This is a genomic window from Achromobacter spanius (genome assembly GCF_003994415.1).
Lineage (GTDB): Bacteria > Pseudomonadota > Gammaproteobacteria > Burkholderiales > Burkholderiaceae_B > Achromobacter > Achromobacter spanius_C.
The window spans coordinates 1,570,628-1,591,070 of sequence record NZ_CP034689.1 but is presented as its reverse complement, the minus strand read 5'-3'; the positions used below and the strand labels follow the sequence as shown (position 1 = coordinate 1,591,070).

20 protein-coding genes are annotated in these 20,443 nt (G+C 63.5%); 4 read left to right on the top strand and 16 right to left on the bottom strand.

Annotated elements, in window-relative coordinates; genetic code table 11:
* Positions 1-217: 217 nt before the first annotated feature.
* From ELS24_RS07175 to ELS24_RS07115, 12 genes are all read right to left on the bottom strand, one after another.
* On the bottom strand, positions 218-1,687 hold the full coding sequence (locus ELS24_RS07175; protein ID WP_050447637.1) for a DegQ family serine endoprotease: 1,470 nt from the start codon (positions 1,685-1,687) through the stop codon (positions 218-220).
* Between the two features lie 46 nt (positions 1,688-1,733).
* Positions 1,734-2,783, bottom strand: coding sequence for a MucB/RseB C-terminal domain-containing protein (locus ELS24_RS07170; protein ID WP_050447636.1), 1,050 nt, complete (start codon positions 2,781-2,783; stop codon positions 1,734-1,736).
* Complete coding sequence (locus ELS24_RS07165; RefSeq protein WP_050447635.1) at positions 2,783-3,298, bottom strand: sigma-E factor negative regulatory protein; 516 nt, start codon at positions 3,296-3,298, stop codon at positions 2,783-2,785. The genes ELS24_RS07170 and ELS24_RS07165 overlap by 1 nt, the downstream gene beginning before the upstream one ends.
* A gap of 12 nt (positions 3,299-3,310) precedes the next feature.
* Positions 3,311-3,910 carry an RNA polymerase sigma factor RpoE gene (rpoE, locus tag ELS24_RS07160; protein WP_006218045.1) on the bottom strand — a complete coding sequence of 200 codons (600 nt, stop codon included), beginning with the start codon at positions 3,908-3,910 and terminating at the stop codon, positions 3,311-3,313.
* Between the two features lie 495 nt (positions 3,911-4,405).
* Positions 4,406-5,635, bottom strand: a complete 1,230-nt coding sequence (fabF, locus tag ELS24_RS07150; protein WP_127183743.1) for a beta-ketoacyl-ACP synthase II — start codon at positions 5,633-5,635, stop codon at positions 4,406-4,408.
* A 185-nt stretch (positions 5,636-5,820) separates the two neighbouring features.
* A complete protein-coding gene (gene acpP, locus ELS24_RS07145; RefSeq protein ID WP_003813816.1) occupies positions 5,821-6,060 on the bottom strand; it encodes an acyl carrier protein in 240 nt (79 codons plus the stop codon).
* 217 nt (positions 6,061-6,277) lie between these two features.
* A complete protein-coding gene (gene fabG, locus ELS24_RS07140; RefSeq protein WP_127183742.1) occupies positions 6,278-7,027 on the bottom strand; it encodes a 3-oxoacyl-ACP reductase FabG in 750 nt (249 codons plus the stop codon).
* A 4-nt stretch (positions 7,028-7,031) separates the two neighbouring features.
* A complete protein-coding gene (fabD, locus tag ELS24_RS07135) occupies positions 7,032-7,967 on the bottom strand; it encodes an ACP S-malonyltransferase (protein ID WP_127183741.1) in 936 nt (311 codons plus the stop codon).
* Positions 7,968-8,059: 92 nt separating this feature from the next.
* Positions 8,060-9,046, bottom strand: a complete 987-nt coding sequence (locus ELS24_RS07130) for a beta-ketoacyl-ACP synthase III (RefSeq protein ID WP_050447631.1) — start codon at positions 9,044-9,046, stop codon at positions 8,060-8,062.
* On the bottom strand, positions 9,046-10,113 hold the full coding sequence (gene plsX / locus ELS24_RS07125; RefSeq protein ID WP_050447630.1) for a phosphate acyltransferase PlsX: 1,068 nt from the start codon (positions 10,111-10,113) through the stop codon (positions 9,046-9,048). Before plsX ends, ELS24_RS07130 begins: the two co-directional genes overlap by 1 nt.
* Before the next feature lie 59 nt (positions 10,114-10,172).
* Complete coding sequence (rpmF, locus tag ELS24_RS07120; protein WP_006218037.1) at positions 10,173-10,355, bottom strand: 50S ribosomal protein L32; 183 nt, start codon at positions 10,353-10,355, stop codon at positions 10,173-10,175.
* Positions 10,356-10,407: 52 nt separating this feature from the next.
* Entirely contained in the window at positions 10,408-11,004 is a 597-nt protein-coding gene (locus tag ELS24_RS07115; protein ID WP_127183740.1) for a YceD family protein, read from the bottom strand.
* A gap of 147 nt (positions 11,005-11,151) precedes the next feature.
* On the opposite strand from ELS24_RS07115, the gene ELS24_RS07110 reads away from it, so the two are divergent.
* Genes ELS24_RS07110 through ELS24_RS07100 form a run of 3 tightly spaced genes read left to right on the top strand, consistent with a single transcriptional unit; the run spans position 11,152 to position 13,250 of the window.
* Complete coding sequence (locus ELS24_RS07110; RefSeq protein WP_050447628.1) at positions 11,152-11,754, top strand: Maf-like protein; 603 nt, start codon at positions 11,152-11,154, stop codon at positions 11,752-11,754.
* Positions 11,751-12,461 (top strand): SAM-dependent methyltransferase, encoded by a 711-nt coding sequence (locus tag ELS24_RS07105; RefSeq protein WP_050447627.1) that lies wholly within the window; start codon positions 11,751-11,753, stop codon positions 12,459-12,461. Before ELS24_RS07110 ends, ELS24_RS07105 begins: the two co-directional genes overlap by 4 nt.
* A gap of 3 nt (positions 12,462-12,464) precedes the next feature.
* Positions 12,465-13,250 (top strand): N-acetylmuramoyl-L-alanine amidase, encoded by a 786-nt coding sequence (locus tag ELS24_RS07100; RefSeq protein WP_127183739.1) that lies wholly within the window; start codon positions 12,465-12,467, stop codon positions 13,248-13,250.
* A 49-nt stretch (positions 13,251-13,299) separates the two neighbouring features.
* Here ELS24_RS07100 and msrQ read toward each other — a convergent pair whose 3' ends face one another.
* From msrQ to ELS24_RS07080, 4 genes are all read right to left on the bottom strand, one after another.
* Complete coding sequence (gene msrQ / locus ELS24_RS07095) at positions 13,300-13,947, bottom strand: protein-methionine-sulfoxide reductase heme-binding subunit MsrQ (protein WP_127183738.1); 648 nt, start codon at positions 13,945-13,947, stop codon at positions 13,300-13,302.
* Positions 13,948-13,954: 7 nt separating this feature from the next.
* Positions 13,955-14,917 carry a protein-methionine-sulfoxide reductase catalytic subunit MsrP gene (gene msrP / locus ELS24_RS07090; protein WP_050447692.1) on the bottom strand — a complete coding sequence of 321 codons (963 nt, stop codon included), beginning with the start codon at positions 14,915-14,917 and terminating at the stop codon, positions 13,955-13,957.
* A gap of 178 nt (positions 14,918-15,095) precedes the next feature.
* Positions 15,096-15,761 (bottom strand): HAD family hydrolase, encoded by a 666-nt coding sequence (locus ELS24_RS07085; RefSeq protein ID WP_050447624.1) that lies wholly within the window; start codon positions 15,759-15,761, stop codon positions 15,096-15,098.
* A 2-nt stretch (positions 15,762-15,763) separates the two neighbouring features.
* The gene (locus ELS24_RS07080) at positions 15,764-16,726 is read right to left on the bottom strand and encodes an RluA family pseudouridine synthase (protein WP_198158179.1); all 963 of its coding nucleotides are present in this window, start codon (positions 16,724-16,726) and stop codon (positions 15,764-15,766) included.
* A 524-nt stretch (positions 16,727-17,250) separates the two neighbouring features.
* Here ELS24_RS07080 and ELS24_RS07075 point away from each other — a divergent pair.
* Positions 17,251-20,427, top strand: coding sequence for an Rne/Rng family ribonuclease (locus ELS24_RS07075; RefSeq protein WP_127183736.1), 3,177 nt, complete (start codon positions 17,251-17,253; stop codon positions 20,425-20,427).
* Positions 20,428-20,443: the final 16 nt, after the last annotated feature.

Sequence of the window (20,443 nt, the reverse complement as noted above, 5' to 3'; positions counted from 1 at the left end):
AGACACCGCCGCCGGAGAAGGCACGGCTGACGAGAGAGGGGCATCGGCGGGCAAAACCCGGAATCCCGGGACAAGCCCGAAACCGAAACCCGGGCAAAACGAGGGGGCGCCAAGCGCCCCCTCTTGCGGCAACCAGCCATTTTAGCTGGTCTTGGGCATTTTTTTCTGCCGCGGCCCGCAGCCAGGCAAAAAGGGCGCCCCACCGGGGCCACCCGCCCTACTTCAATGCAGGCACCGCAACCCATTGCGTCTGGTCGCCTCGGCGAACCAGCAGACCCACGGCGCGGCTCTTGTCCAGCTTGGCCACGAGCTCGCCGAACTGCTTGGCGCCGGTCACGTCGGTGTCGTTCAAAGCCAACACAATGTCGCCTTCCTGCAGGCCGGCCTTGCTGGCTGCGCCTTCGGCCACCTTCACCTGGACACCGCCCTTGATACGCAGCTTCTTCTGCATGTCGCCCGGCACGTCCACCACGCCCAGACCCAGCGCATTGGTGACTTCCGGCTCGGGGGCAACCTTCTTGCCTGCCGAAGCCGCCTTTTCAGTCGGGATCTCGCCCACCTTGACTGACAGCGTCAGGCTCTTGCCCTTGCGCCACACTTGCATGTCGGCGCGCGTGCCGGGCTTGGTTTCACCCACGATGCGCGGCAGGTCGGACCAGCGCTTGATGGCTTCATTGTTGAACTTCAGGATCACGTCGCCCGGCTGCACGCCCGCCTGTTCGGCGGGGCCGTCGACTTCAACGCTGCTGACCAGCGCGCCTTCAGCCTTGGGCAGCCCAATGGCTTCAGCCACGTCCTTGCCCACTTCGCCAATCTGCACGCCGACCCGTCCGCGCGTCACCTTGCCGGTGGTACGCAACTGGTCCACCACGCGCATCGCTTCGTCGATCGGGATGGCCAGGGAAATACCCATGAAACCGCCGCTGCGCGAAATGATCTGGGAATTGATACCCACGACCTCGCCATCCAGGTTGATCAAGGGCCCGCCCGAGTTGCCCGGATTGACGGCAACGTCCGTCTGGATGAACGGCAGGTACTCGCCGGTATCGCGGCCTATCGCGCTGACAATGCCCGAGGTCACGGTGGAGTCCAAACCGAACGGAGAGCCGATCGCCAGCACCCACTGGCCTTTCTTCAGCTTTTTGGGGTCGCCAATGACAAGAGGCACCATGTCCTTGGCTTCAATCTTGATCAACGCCACGTCGGTGCGTTCATCGGTGCCGATGACCTTGGCCTTGAATTCACGGCCGTCGGTCAAGGTGACGTAAATATCCGTTGCATCCACCACGACGTGATTGTTGGTCAGGATATAGCCGTCGTCGGACACGAAAAAGCCCGATCCCACGCCGCGCGGTACCGTGCGCTCTTCAGGCTGGGGGCGCGGGCGTGGCGTCGGCACTTGCCCGCCGCCGGGCGGCTGGATGTCGGGGCCAAAGAACCAACGAAACAGCTCATAGGGATCGCTGCCGCCGCCGGGACCCGGCCCGCGCACCGGCACAGTGGCCGTCGTGCGGATGTTCACTACAGCCGGGTCGGCCTTTTCGACAATGCCCGTGAAGTCGGGCAACGCCACCGTGGGTGTCTGCGCCACCGAAGCGGGCACGTAGGCGGCGGACATAAGTACCCCTGCCGTCACGGCCACCAGAAAGCGCCGGAAAAAAGCGTTCGACACCGTCATTGCTTTCATAAATTACTCCGAAGTTGCTGCTTGCTGCCTGTGGCTTGGGCGTCAATCACTTGGACCCGGCGGCCGGCACGTATTCTGTCGCTTCCGCCAATTGTTCCAGCGTCTCCACGGGTACCTCGCCCATGGCCGTCAGCCAGAAATCAGCAATGCGCGTGCCGTACACCGTGATGGCCCCGCGCTGCGCGGCGCCCAGCGGAGGATGATGCCCCCGCTCGCTGTCATAAGGCTCAATGAAAACCGAAATGGCCGCCAAGCCGTCGGACAGCACCATCTGGCTGACCGCGCCGGCGCGTCCCATCGACCGTGACACCTGCATGATCACCTTGAAGCCCTTGGGTGCGGGAATGCGCCAGCCCTGGGCTGCCAGGTCCACCGGCGTCATGGAAGATTCCAGCACTTTCCAGTCGCGCGTGCTCCACCGCGAACTCAGTTGTTGCGGATCAACTTCCGAACCCATGCGAACCGACGTGAAAGACACTTGCTCGACCACGCCTCGGGCCGCATTCAAGGTCTGCGCCTTAAGCAGCAGATTGGTTTCAACGTCGGCGCAAAGGCGGTAGCCATAGCGCAGCTTGTCCAGCGGCTCGATCGTGATCAAGCGGCATTCGCGACCCGCCACCCGATGCAGCTTGGACTCGGTGCGAATTTTGTAGTGCTCGGCAAGATTGGCCGGATCGCCCAGCAACAAGCCGGGAAAACGGTCACCCCGCCGACGTTCGATCAGGACGGTCTTACGTTCGGGGATCAGACACTGCACATCATCGTTGTGACGCAGGTATTCACGCGGCTGGCCGTCGAGGATTTCCAGGCGCTCGCGCTCGCCGGTGCCGTCCAAAACGTGCACCAGCCGCGAGGACTGAATCATTTCGCCCTGCTGATACATGAAGACGCCCGCGTAGTCCTGCTTGCGCGCGGCCTGCTGGATGCGCGTCAGCAGTTGGACGACGTCGTCCGAGGCCGGGGCGGCGGTGTCGGACGCGCGTGCCGGCTCATGGGCAGACAGGAAAGCGGTCAGAAGCGTAGCGGCAAACCATCCCGCGCGGTGCGCGTTCCAGGAAGCTGCGCGCGGCCAACGTGTGGGTAACGCCAGCGCCATCAACGTCCGGCTCCGGCTTCGAACGAGACTTGCCGCACCGCGCTGGGACCCGCCATCTGGCGATGGGCCTCGAGATAGTCGCGCAGGCCGGCGTCATCGGCGGCGGAGACAGCAGTGGGCGTGCCACTGGCGTCGGCCAGGACACGAACTTCCGTGGCCGGCGTGCCGCTCAGGTAGGGTTGCGCCACCCAGGCAACCGTGGCCACGGCCGCCGCTACGGCCAGGCCTGAAAGCCCGACCCGCAGCGGCGAACGGCGCCGCGGCGCCGCCACGATAGGCAGCTCCGCATCAAGCGCACGGGCCAGTCGCGACTGGAATGCAGCGCTAGGCGTCAATGCCAGATCGGCATTACGTAGAGAATCACCGATCAAATGATAGGTGTCCCAGGTCTGACGTCCTTCCTTGGACAACAGACTGGAAAGAATATCGTCGGAATCTTCTCCGTCCATCCAGGCGGAAACCGATTCCTCCCAGGAGGCCTCGGCGATCTCAACGGACTTGGCTGCTGTTTGCATGACTGCCACTCCTTACCAGCGACGCTCGGCATCGGTGCCTAGCAATGGACGCAATTTGGTCGCAATGGCCTCACGCGCACGAAAAATGCGGGAGCGCACCGTACCAATGGGGCAATCCATGCTCTGGGCGATGTCTTCGTAACTCATACCTTCGATTTCACGCAGGACAATTGCGGTGCGCAACTCTTCGGGCAATTCCTCGATGGCCGCGTTCACCGTTTCGGCGATTTCGCGGCTGGCAACCATGGATTCCGGCGTGCTTATGTCGGTTAGGTTGTCGGTTTCGTTAAAAGTTTCACCGTCTTCCGTTTCTATCGCATTGGGCGCACTGGGACGACGCCCTTGTGAGGCCAGCCAGTTGCGCGCCGTATTGATGGCGATCCGGTACAACCAGGTGTAGAAGGCGCTATCGCCCCGAAATTGGGGCAATGCCCGATAAGCCTTGATGAACGCTTCCTGGGCTACGTCCTCGATCTCCGAGGGGTCGCGGATCATCCGGGCCAACAGGCGCAGGATCTTGCGCTGGTACTTGAGCACCAGAAGATCGAAGGCCTTCTTGTCGCCTCGTTGAACGCGCGCGACCAATTCAGCGTCGACTTCGCGCTCGCTCATGACGTCTCCCGGCTACGTGCCGCTGGACGAGCGTGCCGCGCCGTGCCCGTCAGCAGGCAAAGGCGCCGCCAGGACTCGGGGTGCAACGTCCGCTGCCAGACGGTCAGGGTGATTGTGCTATTTGTAAAGACGGTACTCCCGGTGGGCAAGGGCTGCAAAATAAGCGTAAGCCAGCGAGGGCCGCGTTGGCGATCCAACAACCGCGCGTCTTGCCAGCCTTGTGGCTGGCGAACCTGCCAGCGCCCTGCCCCAGCCGTCGTGCGCAACGCCGATACTGGGGACGGTCCGCTCCGAGCAGAGTGTAACAGCCAGGCCGGGATGGACAGCAGCGCAATCGCTACTGCCACGGCCACCGCCACCGTGCCATGCCAGGACGACGCCATCAAGACGCAGCCGGCCGCGACAACAACGGCCAAGCAACACAGCACAGGGACGCCGGTCGGCCGCCCGATGGGCACACGAAACGACCAGCGCCCTGCGTCGGAGCCTTCCAAATCAGACCCGGCGAACGGCCATCGAGCCGTTGGTGCCGCCGAAGCCGAACGAGTTGGAAAGGCCGACTTCAATCTTCATCTGCCGCGCTTCGTTCGCGCAGTAGTCGAGATCGCATTCCGGATCTTGATTGAAGATGTTGATGGTGGGAGGCGAAACCTGGTTGTACACGGCCAAGGTCGTGAACACCGCCTCGATGCCGCCAGCCGCACCGAGCAAGTGCCCGGTCATGGACTTGGTCGAATTGACCACCAGCTTCTTGGCGTGATCGCCGAAAGCCAGCTTCAGCGCGTCGGTTTCGTTCTTGTCGCCCAAAGGGGTGGACGTGCCGTGCGCGTTGACATACTGGATGTCGTCCGCGTTCAGGCCGCCGTTGCGCAGCGCGTTGATAACGCCTCGGCGCGGGCCGTCCTTGTCCGGAGCCGTGATGTGATGCGCGTCCGAGCTCATGCCGTAACCGGCCAGTTCGCCATAGATGCGCGCGCCGCGCTTCTTGGCGTGCTCGTACTCTTCCAGCACCAGAACGCCGGCGCCTTCGCCCAGGACGAAGCCGTCGCGGTCACGATCCCAGGGACGCGAAGCCGTCTGAGGATCATCGTTGCGAGTCGACAAAGCGCGCATGGCGGCAAAACCGCCGATACCCAGCGGCGACACGGTCGATTCCGCACCACCAGCGACCATGACGTCCGCGTCACCGTATTCGATCAGGCGCGCGGCGTCGCCGATGCAATGCAGGCCGGTCGTGCAGGCCGAAACAACGGCGTAGCTGGGGCCTTTCATGCCATAGGCAATGGACAAATGACCGGAGATCAGGTTAATCAGCGAACCCGGCACGAAGAACGGAGAAATCCGTCGCGGCCCCTTGGCCATGTATTCGACCTGGGTTTCTTCAATGCGCGGCAAACCGCCGATGCCGGAGCCCACGATCACGCCAATGCGCTCGGCATTGGCTTCGGTGACTTCCAGGCCGCTGTCACGCCATGCCTGCATCCCGGCGGCCAGGCCGTAATGGATGAAGGTATCCATCTGGCGGGCTTCTTTGCTCGAGATATAGGTGCTGATGTCGAAGTCTTTGACTTCGCCAGCAATGTGCGTGGTGATGGCCGAGGGATCGAAACGGGTGATGCGGCTGATGCCAGAACGTCCGTTGACGATATTGTCCCAAGCGGTGGTCAGGTCGTTTCCAACGGGAGAAACGATACCCAGGCCGGTGATGACGACACGTCGCTTCACGGATGACTCCTCAAACAGACAAAAGAAAGGCGGTTTTCGGGATGCGCTGCACGTGTGGCCCACGCGAAAGCGGGTCGGGCTTTACGACGCCCTTCCCCACGCGTACCACACGGCAAATTCCTGAAACCGCCCCGTTTCCCGGCTGGCCCCGAAAGTAGGGCAACCGGAAGGATATAAAGTCGAGCTTACTGCTTACCGTGCGAATTGATGTAGTCAATCGCTTGTTGCACGGTAGTGATCTTTTCGGCCTCTTCGTCGGGGATCTCGGTCTCGAATTCGTCTTCGAGCGCCATGACCAGTTCGACCATGTCGAGCGAATCGGCACCGAGGTCGTCAAGGAAGGAGGATTCGTTCTTGATCTCGGCTTCGTTGACGCCAAGTTGTTCAGCGACGATCTTCTTGACGCGCTGTTCGATGCTTTCCATGCAGATCTCCAATTGGGAAAAATCCCGCGAATTATAGCCAAGCGTAGAGGAAAGCAACGCCTGGCCGTGACAAAAATAACACCGCGCACTTGTTCTGTCGCCCGTTGGGGGCACAGGAATACCGGTATGCGGCGTTTCCGGTTGAACTGCGTGCTACCCAAGCCGGTTGCCCGACGAAGGCGCGGCGGCCTGGGCCGCCTGGCGCGCAATTCGTGATTTATTGCATGTACATCCCGCCGTTGACGTGCAGGGTGGTGCCGGTAATGTAACCCGCTTGCGGCCCGGACAAAAAGGCCACCGCATGGGCGATGTCTTCGGGCGAACCCAGACGACCCAGCGGAATCTGTTGCAGCAGCGCCGTGGTCTGGCTTTCGGCCAGCGCGCGCGTCATGTCCGTGTCGATGAAGCCGGGCGCGACGCAGTTCACGGTGATGTTGCGGCTACCCAACTCACGGGCCAGCGCACGCGACATGCCCGACACACCCGCTTTCGCGGCGGCGTAGTTGGCCTGGCCCGCGTTGCCGCTGGAGCCGACCACCGAGGTCACGTTGATGATGCGGCCCCAACGGGCCTTCATCATGCTGCGCATCACGGCGCGCGACAGGCGGAATACGGAAGTCAGATTCGTGTCCAGCACCGCGGACCAGTCGTCGTCTTTCATGCGCATCGCGAGCGTATCGCGCGTGATGCCGGCATTGTTGACCAGGATGTGCGGGCCGCCGCCGTCTTTGGCCAGCGCGTCGATCAAGGCGTCGCAAGCTTCGGCGTCGGTCACGTTGAGCACCACGCCACGGCCACCAAACGGCGCCAGGGCTTCGGTAATGGCGGCTGCGCCGGATTCCGTGGTGGCGGTGCCGACCACGGTAGCGCCGCGCGCGGCCAATTCCTGGGCGATGGCGCGGCCGATGCCCCGGGTGGCGCCGGTCACCAGCGCGATCTTGCCTTGCAGTTCGATCGAATTGTCCATGTCTTCAATTTCCGTTAACGACGGCCAACGCGGCTTCAAGTGAAGCGGGGTCGGTAATGGCCAGGCCAGTAAGTTCGGGATCAATGCGCTTGGTCAAGCCGGCCAGCACCTTGCCGGGACCGCATTCGATAACGTGCGTGACGCCTTGCGCCTTCATGGCGCGCAGGGTTTCAACCCAGCGCACAGGATGCCATGCCTGACGCACCAGCGCATCCCGGATTGCCTCGGGTTCCGTGGGGGAAGCCACGTCAACGTTGTTGATGACCTGGATTTGCGGCGCCAAGACCGTTGCGTTCGCCAGCGCGGCAGCCAGCACATCAGCGGCGGGCTTGAGCAGGCTGGAATGGAACGGCGCCGACACGGGCAGCAGCAATGCGCGCTTGGCGCCCGCGGCCTTGGCCAGGTCGCACGCACGTTCGACGGCGGCCTTGTGGCCGGCGATCACGACCTGCGCGGGCGCATTGAAGTTCACGGCTTCGACGACTTCGCCTTGAGCGGCGGCGGCACATGCGGCGCGCACGGCATCGTCGTCCAGGCCCAGAATGGCGGCCATGGCGCCCGTGCCGACCGGCACGGCGGCCTGCATGGCGTCAGCGCGCACGCGCACCAGGCGCACAGCGTCTTCAAGCATGAGCGAGCCGGCCGCGGTCAACGCGGCATATTCACCCAGGCTATGACCGGCCACGACGTCGGGCTTGCGGCCACCCGCAGCCGTCCAGGCAGCATAGAACGCCACGCCGGCCGTCAACATGGCCGGCTGCGTGTTCGTGGTCAGGTTCAGTTGTTCGGCCGGACCTTGCGCGATCAGGGCACCCAGGTCCTGACCCAGAGCCTCGGAGGCACGCGCCACGGCGTCCGTAACAGCAGCAACGCCCGACCAGGCATCCAGCATGCCGACAGCCTGCGACCCTTGGCCGGGAAAGACAAAAGCAATTTTCATGATTAACCGGTTGGATTGATTCAGTGTCTGTGTGGAATGTCGGGCGCCCGTTCGGCGGCAGCGCTCGTCGCGCCACCCGCCAGGACGCGCGCTTACATGCGGGCCAGTACCGAGCCCCAGGTGAATCCGCCACCCACGCCTTGCATCAGGATGAGCTGCCCCGGCTTGACGCGGCCATCGCGGCGCGCGGCATCCAGCGCCAGCGGCACGCTGGCCGCCGAGGTGTTGGCGTGACTATCAACAGTGATGACGACTTTGTCGACCGGCACGGCCAGTTTGCGTGCCAGGAAATTCAGGATGCGTACGTTGGCCTGGTGAGGAATCAGCCAGTCGACATCCGCGAGCTCAACACCGGCTTCCGCGCACGTGTCGCGCGCCGAACGGTCCAGCACGGTGACGGCCTGCTTGAAGACGGCCTGGCCATCCATGCGCAGGAACGGGTCGCCCGTGACGTCGCCGTAGGCCACGTTACCCGCGGCGCTCAGGATCTTCATCTGGCTGCCGTCGGCATGCAGTTGCGCGGCCATGATGCCCGGCTCGTCGGACGCTTTCAGCACCACGGCGCCCGCACCATCGCCGAACAGCACGCAGGTGCTGCGGTCGTTCCAGTCCAGGATGCGCGAGAACACTTCAGCGCCGATCACCAGCGCGCAACGGGCGCGACCGGCGCGAATGAAGCTGTCGGCCGTGGTCAACGCATACACAAAGCCGCTGCACACGGCCTGCACGTCGAACGCCGCCGAGCCCTTGGCGCCCAGATTGGCCTGCACCAGGCAAGCGGTGCTGGGAAAGACGAAGTCGGGGGTGGAAGTTGCGACGATGATCAGGTCGACATCGGACGCTTCAACGCCCGCGTCGGCCAGCGCACGGCGCGACGCCTCGGTGGCAAGCTGGCTGGTCGTGACGCCGCGCTCGGCAAGGTGGCGCTGACGGATGCCCGTGCGCTCAACGATCCATTCATCGGACGTGGCGATATCGCGCGTCGCCAGTTCCGCTGCCAGTTCGTCATTCGAAACCACGCGTTCCGGCAAGAAGCTGCCGGTGCCCGCGATTGCGGAATATTTCATTGCGGTATCCATCAAGCGGTGTCCCCAGCCACGTTCGCGGGAGGCGTTGCGGCGCCCTCTTCCGACTGAACGCGCTTGGTAATCTGAGCGACCGTCTGAGCGGTGCGCTCCAGCAGTTTACTCACTACGGCTTCACGGGCGCGCTGCAACGCAAAACCGTAGGCGTAGACATCCGCGGAACCGTGGCTCTTGATGACCACGCCGCGCAGGCCCAACAACGCGGCGCCGTTATAGCGGCGGTTGTCGACACGGTTGCGCAAACGGTTCAGCACGGGTTTGGCAATAGCCCCGGCCAACAGGGTGAAAATATTGCGTTTGAACTCTTCGTGGATGATGCTGGACAGCATCTTCGCCAGCCCTTCAACGGACTTGAGCACGACGTTGCCGACAAAGCCATCGCAGACGACGACGTCGACCGTACCCTTGAAGATGTCGTTGCCTTCCACGTTGCCGTAGAAATTCAAGGGGCTGCCGCGCAGAAGCTCGGCGGCTTCCTTGACGACTTCATTGCCCTTGATGACTTCTTCGCCGATGTTGAGCAAGCCCACGGTGGGGTTCTCACGATGGTCCACCGCCTGCGACAGCGCGGCGCCCATGATGGCGAATTGCAGAAGGTGCTCGGCCGTGCAGTCCACATTCGCGCCCAGGTCCAGCACCGTGGTGGCGCGACCCGTCTGATTCGGAATGGACGTGGCGATCGCGGGGCGGTCGATGCCGTCCAGCGTCTTGAGCACATAGCGTGAAATGGCCATCCACGCACCCGTATTGCCCGCGGAAACGCAGGCGTCGGCGCGCCCGTCCTTGACGGACTGGGCGGCCAGGCGCATGGAGGAGTCTTTTTTGCGGCGCAGGGCGACCTCGACCGGGTCGTCCATGGTGACGACTTCAGAAGCCGCCACGATTTCCATACGATCGCGCGCAACGTCGCGGTGCTCCGAGAGCGCCGCTTCGATCGCGTCGGGAAGCCCGACCAGCAACAGCCGGGTATCCGGAAATTGCCGGGCGAACTCGATCGCAGCCGGAATCGTGACGGGCAGACCGAAGTCTCCGCCCATACAGTCTATGGCGATGCGTATCACGGGTGCCAGGTATCAGCGCTCAGCCGAATTGGTCCGAGTACGAGTTCGGCCCGGGGGCCTTATTCGTCGGCCTTGGTCTTCAGGACCTTGCGGCCACGATAGAAGCCGTTGGGGCTGATGTGGTGGCGCAGGTGCGTTTCACCGGTGTTCGGCTCGATGGCGGTCGACGGAGCAACCAGAAAATCGTGCGAACGGTGCATACCGCGCTTGGAGGGGGACTTCTTGTTTTGTTGAACGGCCATGATGACTCCTAGAAACGGGGCGCATTGTACGCGATGCGGCCCGATGTTGATCTCAATCTTTGTGCTTCAGTTGTTCCAGCACCGCAAACGGCGACGGACGCTTGACAGCGGGTTCTTCAGGAACTTCGCTGACGTTGGCCTGCGCGCCCGGGCATACTTCATGCTTGGGCACATACGGAACGCTCAGAATGAGCTCATCTTCGATCTGGGCCAGCAGATCAAAATGATGCGACCCCACCACCTTCTCAGGTTGGTTGGACACAAAACCATTTCCTTCTTCGTCTTCGTCTTCGCTGCCGGCATAACCGTCGGTGACATCACCGTTGGTAAAACCATCATCAAGATCGGATTCAGACTTAACCAGCTGCAAGAGGACTTCGCTATCGATCGGGTATACGAACGGCGCATTGCACCGCTGGCACACCAGCACCGGATTCGCTTGCACATGAACATGCAGAAGCGGCCGGCCAAGCAACAGCCCCGACTTACCCACCTCACCGCGCACGGACCACGTCACAAGCCCGGCCTCGCCCAGCGGTTGTTCGGGTAACCCTTCAACCGCGCGCGTAAACCGCACAAGAGGTATGGTGCCTTGCGCTTCCTTGCCACTATGGGCAAATGCGAATGCATCGATGCGCTTGATGATCAATCCTTTGCATTCACGGGACTTCGGCTTTCAGCATTTGCTTTGGCTTTTTCAGCTCCGGCTTTCAGCCTTCCACTTTCAGCAGCCGCTGCAAAAATCCCGCAAAACGTTAGATAATACTGCGACTTACGCTTAACCGTCAAATACCGCATGCTCTCAAAGCCTAGCCTGATCCTCGCGTCCAGCTCGCGTTACCGCAAAGAATTGCTGTCGCGCCTGCGTCTGCCCTTTACCGCCATTTCCCCCGATGTAGACGAAACGCCACAGCCTGGGGAAACGCCCGAAGCGCTGGCGTTGCGGCTATCAATTGCCAAGGCCATGGCGGTCGCGGCCAAGCACCCGGGCAGCATCGTCATCGGGTCGGATCAGGTGGCCACCGTTGACGGCCAGCCTATCGGCAAACCGGGGGATTTTCCCCACGCTCAAGCGCAATTACGCGCGCTGTCGGGGCAAACGGTGGCATTTCACAGCGCGCTGGCGGTCACGGATGGCCAGCGCGTGGAAAAAGCGGACATCGTTACGCTCTGCCGTTTCCGCCAATTGCCGGACGCCGCCATCGACGCCTACCTGCGCGCCGAGGAACCTTACGATACCGCAGGCAGCGCCAAGGCGGAAAGCCTGGGCATCGCCCTGATGGAAAGCATCCAGAGCGATGACCCGACCGCCATTATCGGGCTGCCGTTGATCGCGCTGACGCGCATGCTGGCGCAGTTCGGGCTGGACCCGCTTAACGCACCGGGCGCGTCGACATGAACGGCGCCCTGCACCTGATTCCCGTCAGCCTGGGCGACGCCCCACCCGAACGCTGGCTGCCGGCCGACGTGCGCGCCCTGGCCGGGCGGCTGGACACCTACATCGCCGAAAATGCCAAGACCGCGCGCGCCTTTCTCAAACAGGTCGGCACCACGCGCCCGCTGCAGGAAATCACCATACACACCCTGACCGACAAAATCGACGCCGGCCAGATCGACGCCTGGTTGGCGCCGGTGAAGAAAGGGGCGGAGATCGGCCTGGTATCCGAGGCCGGCTGCCCGGCCGTCGCCGACCCGGGCGCCAAAGTCGTCGACGCCGCCCATCGCCTGGGAATACCGGTCAAACCCTGGGTCGGCCCCTCGTCCATCCTGCTTGGCCTCATGGCCAGCGGCCTGGACGGGCAGCGCTTCGCCTTCCATGGTTACGCCCCGGTGGATGCCGCCGAGCGCGCCAAGCAACTGAAGGCCTGGGAGCAGCATTCCGCCAAGCACAACCAGACTCAGTTGCTGATCGAAACGCCCTACCGCAACGCGGCCATGTTCGCTACGCTGCTGTCCAGCCTGAAAGGCGACACCAAGCTGTGCGTGGCGCGCTCCGTTACCACTGCGGACGAATGGGTGGTAACGCACACCATCGCCGACTGGAAAAAACTGCCGGCGCCCCAACTGGACAAACTCCCCACGCTGTTCCTCTACCTGGCCCGCTGATCGATGCTACGCCTTATTACCACCCTGCTGGCCACGGCAGTGCTGGCTGGCTGCGCCTCGCGCGGCCCCGCCGGGCTGGATCTGGACACCTCTATCACCGCCGTCAGCCAAGCAAGCCGCGTGCGCAGCATCATCCTGCACTACACCAGCGTTGGCGACGCCACATCCATCAAGCTGCTGTCGCGCGGCAAGGTCAGCTCGCACTACCTGATTGCCGACTCAGGCCGCACCTACCGCCTTGTGGACGAAAATCGTGCCGCATGGCATGCGGGCGCCAGTTCCTGGTACGGCAACATCGCCATGAACAGCACGTCGATCGGCATCGAAATCGTCAACCCAGGCCGGACCGAAGGCCCTGACGGCAAGCCGGTCTGGCATGCCTACAACGAACGCCAACTGCGCGCGCTGACCATTCTGCTGCGCGACCTTATCCAACGCCATGGCATCGCCCCCGAGAACGTGGTGGGCCATAGCGACATCGCGCCGCAACGCAAAGTGGACCCCGGACCGCTATTCCCCTGGAAGGCGCTAGCCGAAGCGGGCATCGGACGCTGGTACGACGAAACCGGGGCAGCCGAGCATCTGGCGCGCCTGCAGGCTGTAGGCGTCCCCGATGTGGCCTGGTTTCAGAAGCAATTGCAACGCCTGGGCTATGCCTGCCCGCAGGACGGCGTGCTGGATCGGGCCACCATCAACACACTGGCGGCGTTCCAGATGCATTACCGGCCCGCTGTGCACGACGGTCAGCCAGACGCGGAAACCGCCGCCATCATGCTGGCGATGCTGTAACTGTGCAGCCGCGTATCAGTAGCCGGACCTATCGCTGGCGTTGGCTACGTTAGCCCCTGCGCCGCCACCAAGCCACAATCCGCCAGCCCAGCAGCAAAGCCAGCACTGCCGCATACAAGATGGGTTCGGTGAAATCGTTCTTGCCGGCCTTGTGCCACCAAAAGTGCAGCACCGCAAGCAAGCCGATGGCGTAGACGGCGCGGTGCAACTGCTGCCAGCGCTTGCCAAGCCGGCGCATGGCCCACTGCGTGGACGTGGCCGCCAGCGCCGTCATCAGCACAAAGGCGGCAAACCCCACGGTAACAAAGGGCCGCTCGCCAATATCCTGCAACATCGAGGCGGGATCCAGACCGCGGTCCCACCACACCCAGGCCATGAAATGCATGGCGCCGTAAAAGAAGGCAAACAGCCCGCACATGCGCCGCACGCGCACCAGCGCGGGCTGCCCGGTCAGGCGGCGCAACGGCGTGATGGACAACGTGACCAGCAGACAGACAAGCGTCCAGGTGCCGGACGAGCGGGTCAGGAACTCAACCGGATTCGCGGTCAGCCCGTCGTTGAAACCCAGCCACAGCCACCGCGCGAACGGCAACAAGCCCAGCAGAAACAACAGCGGCTTGAAGCGCCCCACGATCTTGGCGGAAAGCTGCGCCTTGCGGGGCGACGCGGACACGGACTGGGTCGAGGCCTCGGACATGGCGCGGTCAATAATTCGCTTTCAGGTCCATGCCCTGATAAAGGGAGGCCACCTGCTCGCCATAGCCATTGAACATCAGGGTTTTGCGCTTGGGCGTGAACAGCCCGCCCTCACCAATGCGGCGCTCGGTTGCCTGGCTCCAGCGGGGATGGGGCACGTTGGGGTTCACATTGGCGTAAAAGCCATATTCCTGCGGCGCCGCCTTGACCCAGGACGACACCGGCATTTTTTCCACCAAGCGGATCTTCACCAGGGACTTGGCCGATTTGAAGCCGTACTTCCATGGCACGGCCAGCCGCAAGGGCGCGCCGTTCTGGTTGGGCAAGACCTTGCCATACAGGCCGAACACCAGCATGGCCAGCGGGTTCATGGCCTCATCGATGCGCAGCGCTTCCACATACGGCCAGTCCAGGACGCCGGCGCGCACGCCAGGCATGTTCTCGCGCTGCACCGCTGTCACGAATTCCACATATTTGGCGTTGCCCGTGGGTTCGACCTGCTTGAGCAGTTCCGACACCGAATAACCCACCCAGGGGATCACCATGGACCAGCCTTCGACGCAACGCAGGCGATAGACGCGGTCTTCCATCGGCGCCAGCTTGAGCAGTTCTTCGATGGTGAACGTACGCGGCTTGCCGACCTCACCCTCGACGCTGACGCTCCAGGGCCGGGTCTGCAATTTGCCAGCCTTGGCGGCAGGATCGCCTTTATCGAGCCCGAATTCGTAGTAGTTGTTGTAGGAGGTGATGTCATCCAGCGAGGTTTGCTTATCCATCACGCTAAGCGCGGCGTTCGACTTGCCGACCAAGGCCCCGGCGTCCTGCGCGAAGGCGCTACGAGAGGCCCAGCCGGACAGGCCCACGGCAGCCGCCGTCATTCCGGCGCGCAGCATCAATTCGCGGCGCGAACGCCAAACCGCCTCATCGGTGATTTCGGACGGAAGAATATCGTCGGGCTTGCGTATCAACATCGTGGTCTCCGGTTTGGCACAGTCCAGCCATGGCAGCACCCTGCGCAACACATAGACGTTGCGCCGCCCCATGATATTCCGCGGCGGCACGCCAGCGGCTGGGCATATTCAGATTGACCCGTGGCGCTGACAGACGTTCCCGGCCCGCCTTCAGGCCATCCACCTGGCCATACGCCAATCAGGCGCTTGCCGACACGCGGGGCAATAGCCAATCGCGCACGAGCGGCACACTATCCAGCACGGCCTGGGGCGCGCAACCCTCAAGCTCCTTTACGGTGTGGGCGCCATATGTCACCCCCAGACCATGCACCCCCGCATTGACCGCCATCTGCAGGTCGTGCGAAGTGTCGCCCACCATCACCACACGGTCAGGCTCCACGTCCAGTTCCTGCATCAGCTCATGCAACATGGCGGGGTGCGGCTTGCTGAAGGTTTCATCGGCCGTGCGGGTGGCGTCAAACAGGGGCCCCAGACCGGTCGCGGCCAGGGCGCGGGTCAGGCCCACCCGACTTTTGCCGGTCGCCACGGCCAGGCGCACATTCTGGCCGGCCAGTTCAGTCAGCAGCTCAGGAATGCCGTCGAACAGGCGTAGTTCGGGATCGCGCAGCAGATAGTGCGTGCGATAGCGTTCCAGGAAGCGCGGCATCATGGCCTGTGTCAGTTCCGGCACGGCGCGACGCAATGCGCTTTCCAGGGACAGACCAATCACCCAGCTTGCCTCGGACGTCGAGGGCACCGCCAGCTCCAGATCGCGGCAGGCGCCTTGGATGGCGGCCACGATGCTGTGCGTGGAGTCCATCAGGGTGCCATCCCAATCAAAAACAACCAGCGAATACGACGACATAATCAGACCGACTCCAGTTGTTTCAGTAATTTTTGGCAGGCAGGGGGCAGCTCGGCCGTCAGCGTCATCGGCTCGCCCGTGACCGGATGGGCCAAGGTCAATTGATGCGCGTGCAGGAACATCCGACCGAACCCCATCCGCGAGAATTCAGCGCGCACGTCGTCATGGCCGTATTTATCGTCGCCCACGATGGGAAAGCCGCTGGCCGCCAAGTGCACCCGAATTTGATGGGTACGACCCGTGCGCAGTTCCGCGTCGACCAGACTGTAACGGCCGAAACGCTGTTTGAGCGTGATGATGGTGTGCGCGGTCTGGCCATCGGGGTCCACCTTGACGCGGCGCTCGCCGGACTGCGTCGTCCATTTGGACAAGCCCAGCTTGATGTGCTGACGGTCGTTCACCCAGTCGCCTTCGACCAGGGCCAGGTAATGCTTGTCGCCCTTGCCTTCACGCAGCATGGCGTGCAGGGCCAGCAAGGCGCTGCGCTTCTTGGCCACCATGAGCAGCCCGGACGTTTCCCGGTCCAGGCGATGCACCAGTTCAAGAAACTTGGCGTCCGGCCGCGCCGCGCGCAGTTGTTCGATGACGCCGAAAGACACGCCGCTGCCGCCATGCACCGCGACACCGGCCGGCTTGTCCACGACCAGCAGCGCATCGTCTTCGAACACGATCGGAAATTCCGCGCCCGGCACGGGGCGGGGCTTGCCCGGATCAGGCAAACGCAAGGGCGGAATGCGGACGATGTCGCCTTCAACGATGCGATAGTCGACCGAGATGCGTCCCTTGTTTACACGCACTTCGCCGCCACGGATGGCTTTGTAGATATGCGTTTTGGGAACGCCCTTGCACAAGCGCATCAGGAAGTTGTCCAGACGCTGGCCGGCGTGTTCGCCATCGACCTCCACCATACGGACGGCGGGGGCGGCTTTAGAGGGGGATATGGGGGAGGAAGTTTCTTTGCGCATTGCGGAAAGCGACATATAATCGGGACAGCCTTAAGGGGCTGAACTAGCCGCCTGGCGTAGAGATGCAAACAAGTACGCAACTCCGTCGAGCGCGCGGGCCGCCATTGTACTGCCTGCTGATTCAACCCCTGGGTCTCTTGGTCGCCGGCGCAACCGCGCCCTGCCGGATAGTGGTGTGGCATTCACTTTGCCCGCTGTCCCAGCAGGTCCGTTGCATGCCGCAAGCGGCTCTGAAGCACTGCAAGAATCGTCGCATATTTAAAGCACCAGCTGCGTGTAGGCAACCAATCCGACCGCAACTGCCGTTCACAGCAATTTTTCCGTCAAACCACATTCAGTGAAGCTGACCCTCCTGCTGACAGAACCCCGTGCCCCACGGCACGACGTGCCCGCCTGACCCGCGGCGGATACGCCTGGGCGCCGCCCAGGTACGGTCCGCATTTCTTGCCCGCTTCAGCCGCAGCCCGAGTGACCCGAGGTCACGCGCCGATATCGGCGCGTCATGACAACGGAGAAACCCTCTCATGAAGCGCATGCTGTTCAATGCGACGCATCAGGAAGAATTACGCGTCGCTATCGTTGATGGGCAAAAACTCATCGACCTCGACATCGAGACTGCCGGCCGCGAACAACGCAAAGGCAACATCTACAAAGGTGTCATTACCCGGATCGAACCCGGCCTGGAAGCTTGCTTCGTCAACTACGGTGAAGACCGTCACGGCTTTCTGCCCTTCAAGGAAGTGGCTCGCAGCTTCTTCAAGGAAGGCGTCGACGTCCGTAGCGCCCGCATCCAGGATGCGCTGCGCGAAGGCCAGGAACTGATCGTTCAGGTCGAAAAGGAAGAGCGCGGCAACAAGGGCGCAGCCCTGACCACGTTCATCTCGCTGGCTGGCCGCTACCTGGTTCTGATGCCCAACAACCCCCGTGGCGGTGGCGTTTCGCGCCGCGTCGAGGGTGAAGACCGCCAGGAACTGCGCGACACCATGGAGCAGCTTGATCTGCCCCAGGGTATGAGCATCATTGCTCGCACCGCCGGCATCGGCCGCAACGTCGAAGAGCTCCAGTGGGACTTGTCCTACCTGTTGCAGCTGTGGACCGCCATTGACGGCGCTGCCCGCGACAACTCCGCGCCGATCCTCATCTACCTGGAATCCAGCCTGGTCATCCGGGCCATCCGCGATTATTTCTCGCCCGAAATCGGCGAGATCCTGATCGATACCGACGAGATCGCCGACCAGGCCACCGCCTTCATGAGCGTGGTGATGCCGGACAATGTCCAGCGCGTCAAACGCTACCGTGACGACATCCCGCTGTTCTCGCGCTTCCAGATCGAACACCAGATTGAAACGGCGTATTCGCGCACGGTGCAACTGCCCTCGGGCGGCGCCATCGTGATCGACCACACCGAAGCGCTGGTTTCCGTCGACGTGAACTCCGCGCGCTCCACGCGCGGCGCCGACATCGAGGAAACCGCACTGCGCACCAACTCCGAAGCGGCCGACGAAGTGGCCCGCCAGTTGCGCTTGCGCGACTTGGGCGGCCTGATCGTCATCGACTTCATCGACATGGAAGACAGCAAGAACCAGCGCGCCGTTGAACAGCGCCTGCGTGATGCCCTTCATTTCGACCGCGCCCGCGTGCAAATGGGCAAGATTTCGCGCTTTGGCCTGATGGAACTGTCGCGCCAGCGCCTGCGCCCCGCCCTGAACGAAGGCTCGCACATCACCTGCCCGCGTTGCAACGGCACTGGCGTGATCCGCGATGCCGAATCCAGCGCCCTGCACGTGTTGCGCCTGCTGCAAGAAGAAGCGATGAAGGAAAACACCGCGGCGGTCCACGCCCAGGTGCCGGTGGATGTCGCCACCTACCTTCTGAACGAAAAGCGCGCCGACATCACCAAGATGGAAGCCCGCCTGAAGGTCAACCTGATGCTGATCCCGAACAAGCATCTGGAAACACCGCACCATCACATCGAGCGCCTGCGCCACGACGATCCGCGCCTGGAAGAGCTGAAGACCAGCTTCGAACTGGTTGAAGCGCCCGCCACGGATGCCCCCTGGCAGCCGCGCGAAAGCGAAATCAAGGCTCGCCCGGAAGCACTCGTCAAGGGCATTACGCCCTCGCAGCCCGCCCCGGTTTCCACGCCCGCCGCTCCTGCCGCCGCCCCTGCCGCTCCGGCCGCGGCCGGTGGCCTGGGAAGCTTGTTCAAGCGCCTGGTCGGCTGGCTGACCGGTGGCTCCGAAGCCGCCAAGCCGGCCCCCGCCACCACGGAAGACAGCGCCAAGCGCACCGCCTCCGGCCGTGGCAAGGGCCGCACTGGCCATGACGGCCAGGAACGCCGTGGCGAACGCCATGGTTCGGACCGCAACCGCAACAACCGCCGTGGCGAATCGCGTGGCGAAGGCGCGGAAGCCAGCGAAGGCGGCCGTCACCACTCTCGCGGCAACCGTCGCGGTGAAGGCGAGCGCGGCGAACGTGGCGATCGCGGTAACCGCAACGAAGCCCGTGGCGACCGCGACGGCCAGGTAGCGCAAGCCGCCCTGGCGTCCAACCGCCCCGACCAGGCTGACCAGGCCAATGGCGACGACGCCGGCGCTGGCCGTAACCGCCGCCGTGGCCGTGGCCGCAACCGCCGTGAAGAGGGGCAGTCCGACGCGCCGATGAGCGAACAGGAAAGCATGGTAGCCGCGCTGGCGCAGTCCGTCGCGACCGCCCTACCCGACACCAAGCCCGCCGCCAACGCCTCGACCGACGCCGCTGACACCGCAGAGCAAACCGCTGACGGAATCCCCATGGCCGAAGGTGCCGAAGGTGCAGCCGACCCGGAACGCAAGCGCCGCCGCCGCCGTAGCCGTCGTGGCCGCCGCAGCCAGGACGAAGCAGGTCTGGCCGGTAGCGACGAGCAACAGGACGAAGGCTCGGATGATGAATCCGCCGACCAAGCCGACAATGCCGCGGTTCCCGCAGTGACGACGGCCCCGGTAGCCTCCGCTCCGGCTGCCACGATCGAAGCCGCCCCTGTCGCCACGGCGCCGACGCAAGCCGTCGAAACCAAGGTGACGGAAGCCCAGGTCGTTGAAGCCCAGCCGGTTGAAACGGCCAAGGTTGAAGCACGGGTTGACGCTCCCGTTGCTGCCCCCGCAGGGACTCAGGTTGCGGCTCCGGTCACAACTCCGGTTGAACCCCCGGCCCAAACCCCGGCTGAAGCCACCGTTGATACCGCTGCTGCAGCCCCGGTTGAAACGTCGGCAACGACACCTGTCACCAGCGCAGCGGAAACGCCCGCCGAAGCCGTCAAGGCCGAGCCGGAGCAAGCCGCCGTCGAACCGGTGACGCTGCCTGTGCAAACGGCTCCTCAAGTGACCCAACCGGTCGCCGTGGAAGCCGCTGCTCCGGTTCAAGCCCCCGCCGAGCAGCCGGTGCAAGCCGCCGCGGTTGAACCCGTTGTGGCGGCACCCGCGCCAGCCGCCGATGCCCAACCCATCGTGATGCCCGCAACGGCGCCGTCGGCCAAGGCTCAAGCCCTGCACGACGTGGTCAACGCCGCCGGTCTGAAATGGGTGGAAACCGATCCGGACCGTCACGCCCAAACCCAGTTGCGCATCGCCGCGGCACACACGCCTACCCGTCTGGGCCGTGAACGCAAGCCGGTTGCAGCCGTATCGACTGAACCGCTGGTTCAAGTCGAAACGCGCCACTAAGCCGCAACCCCAAAAA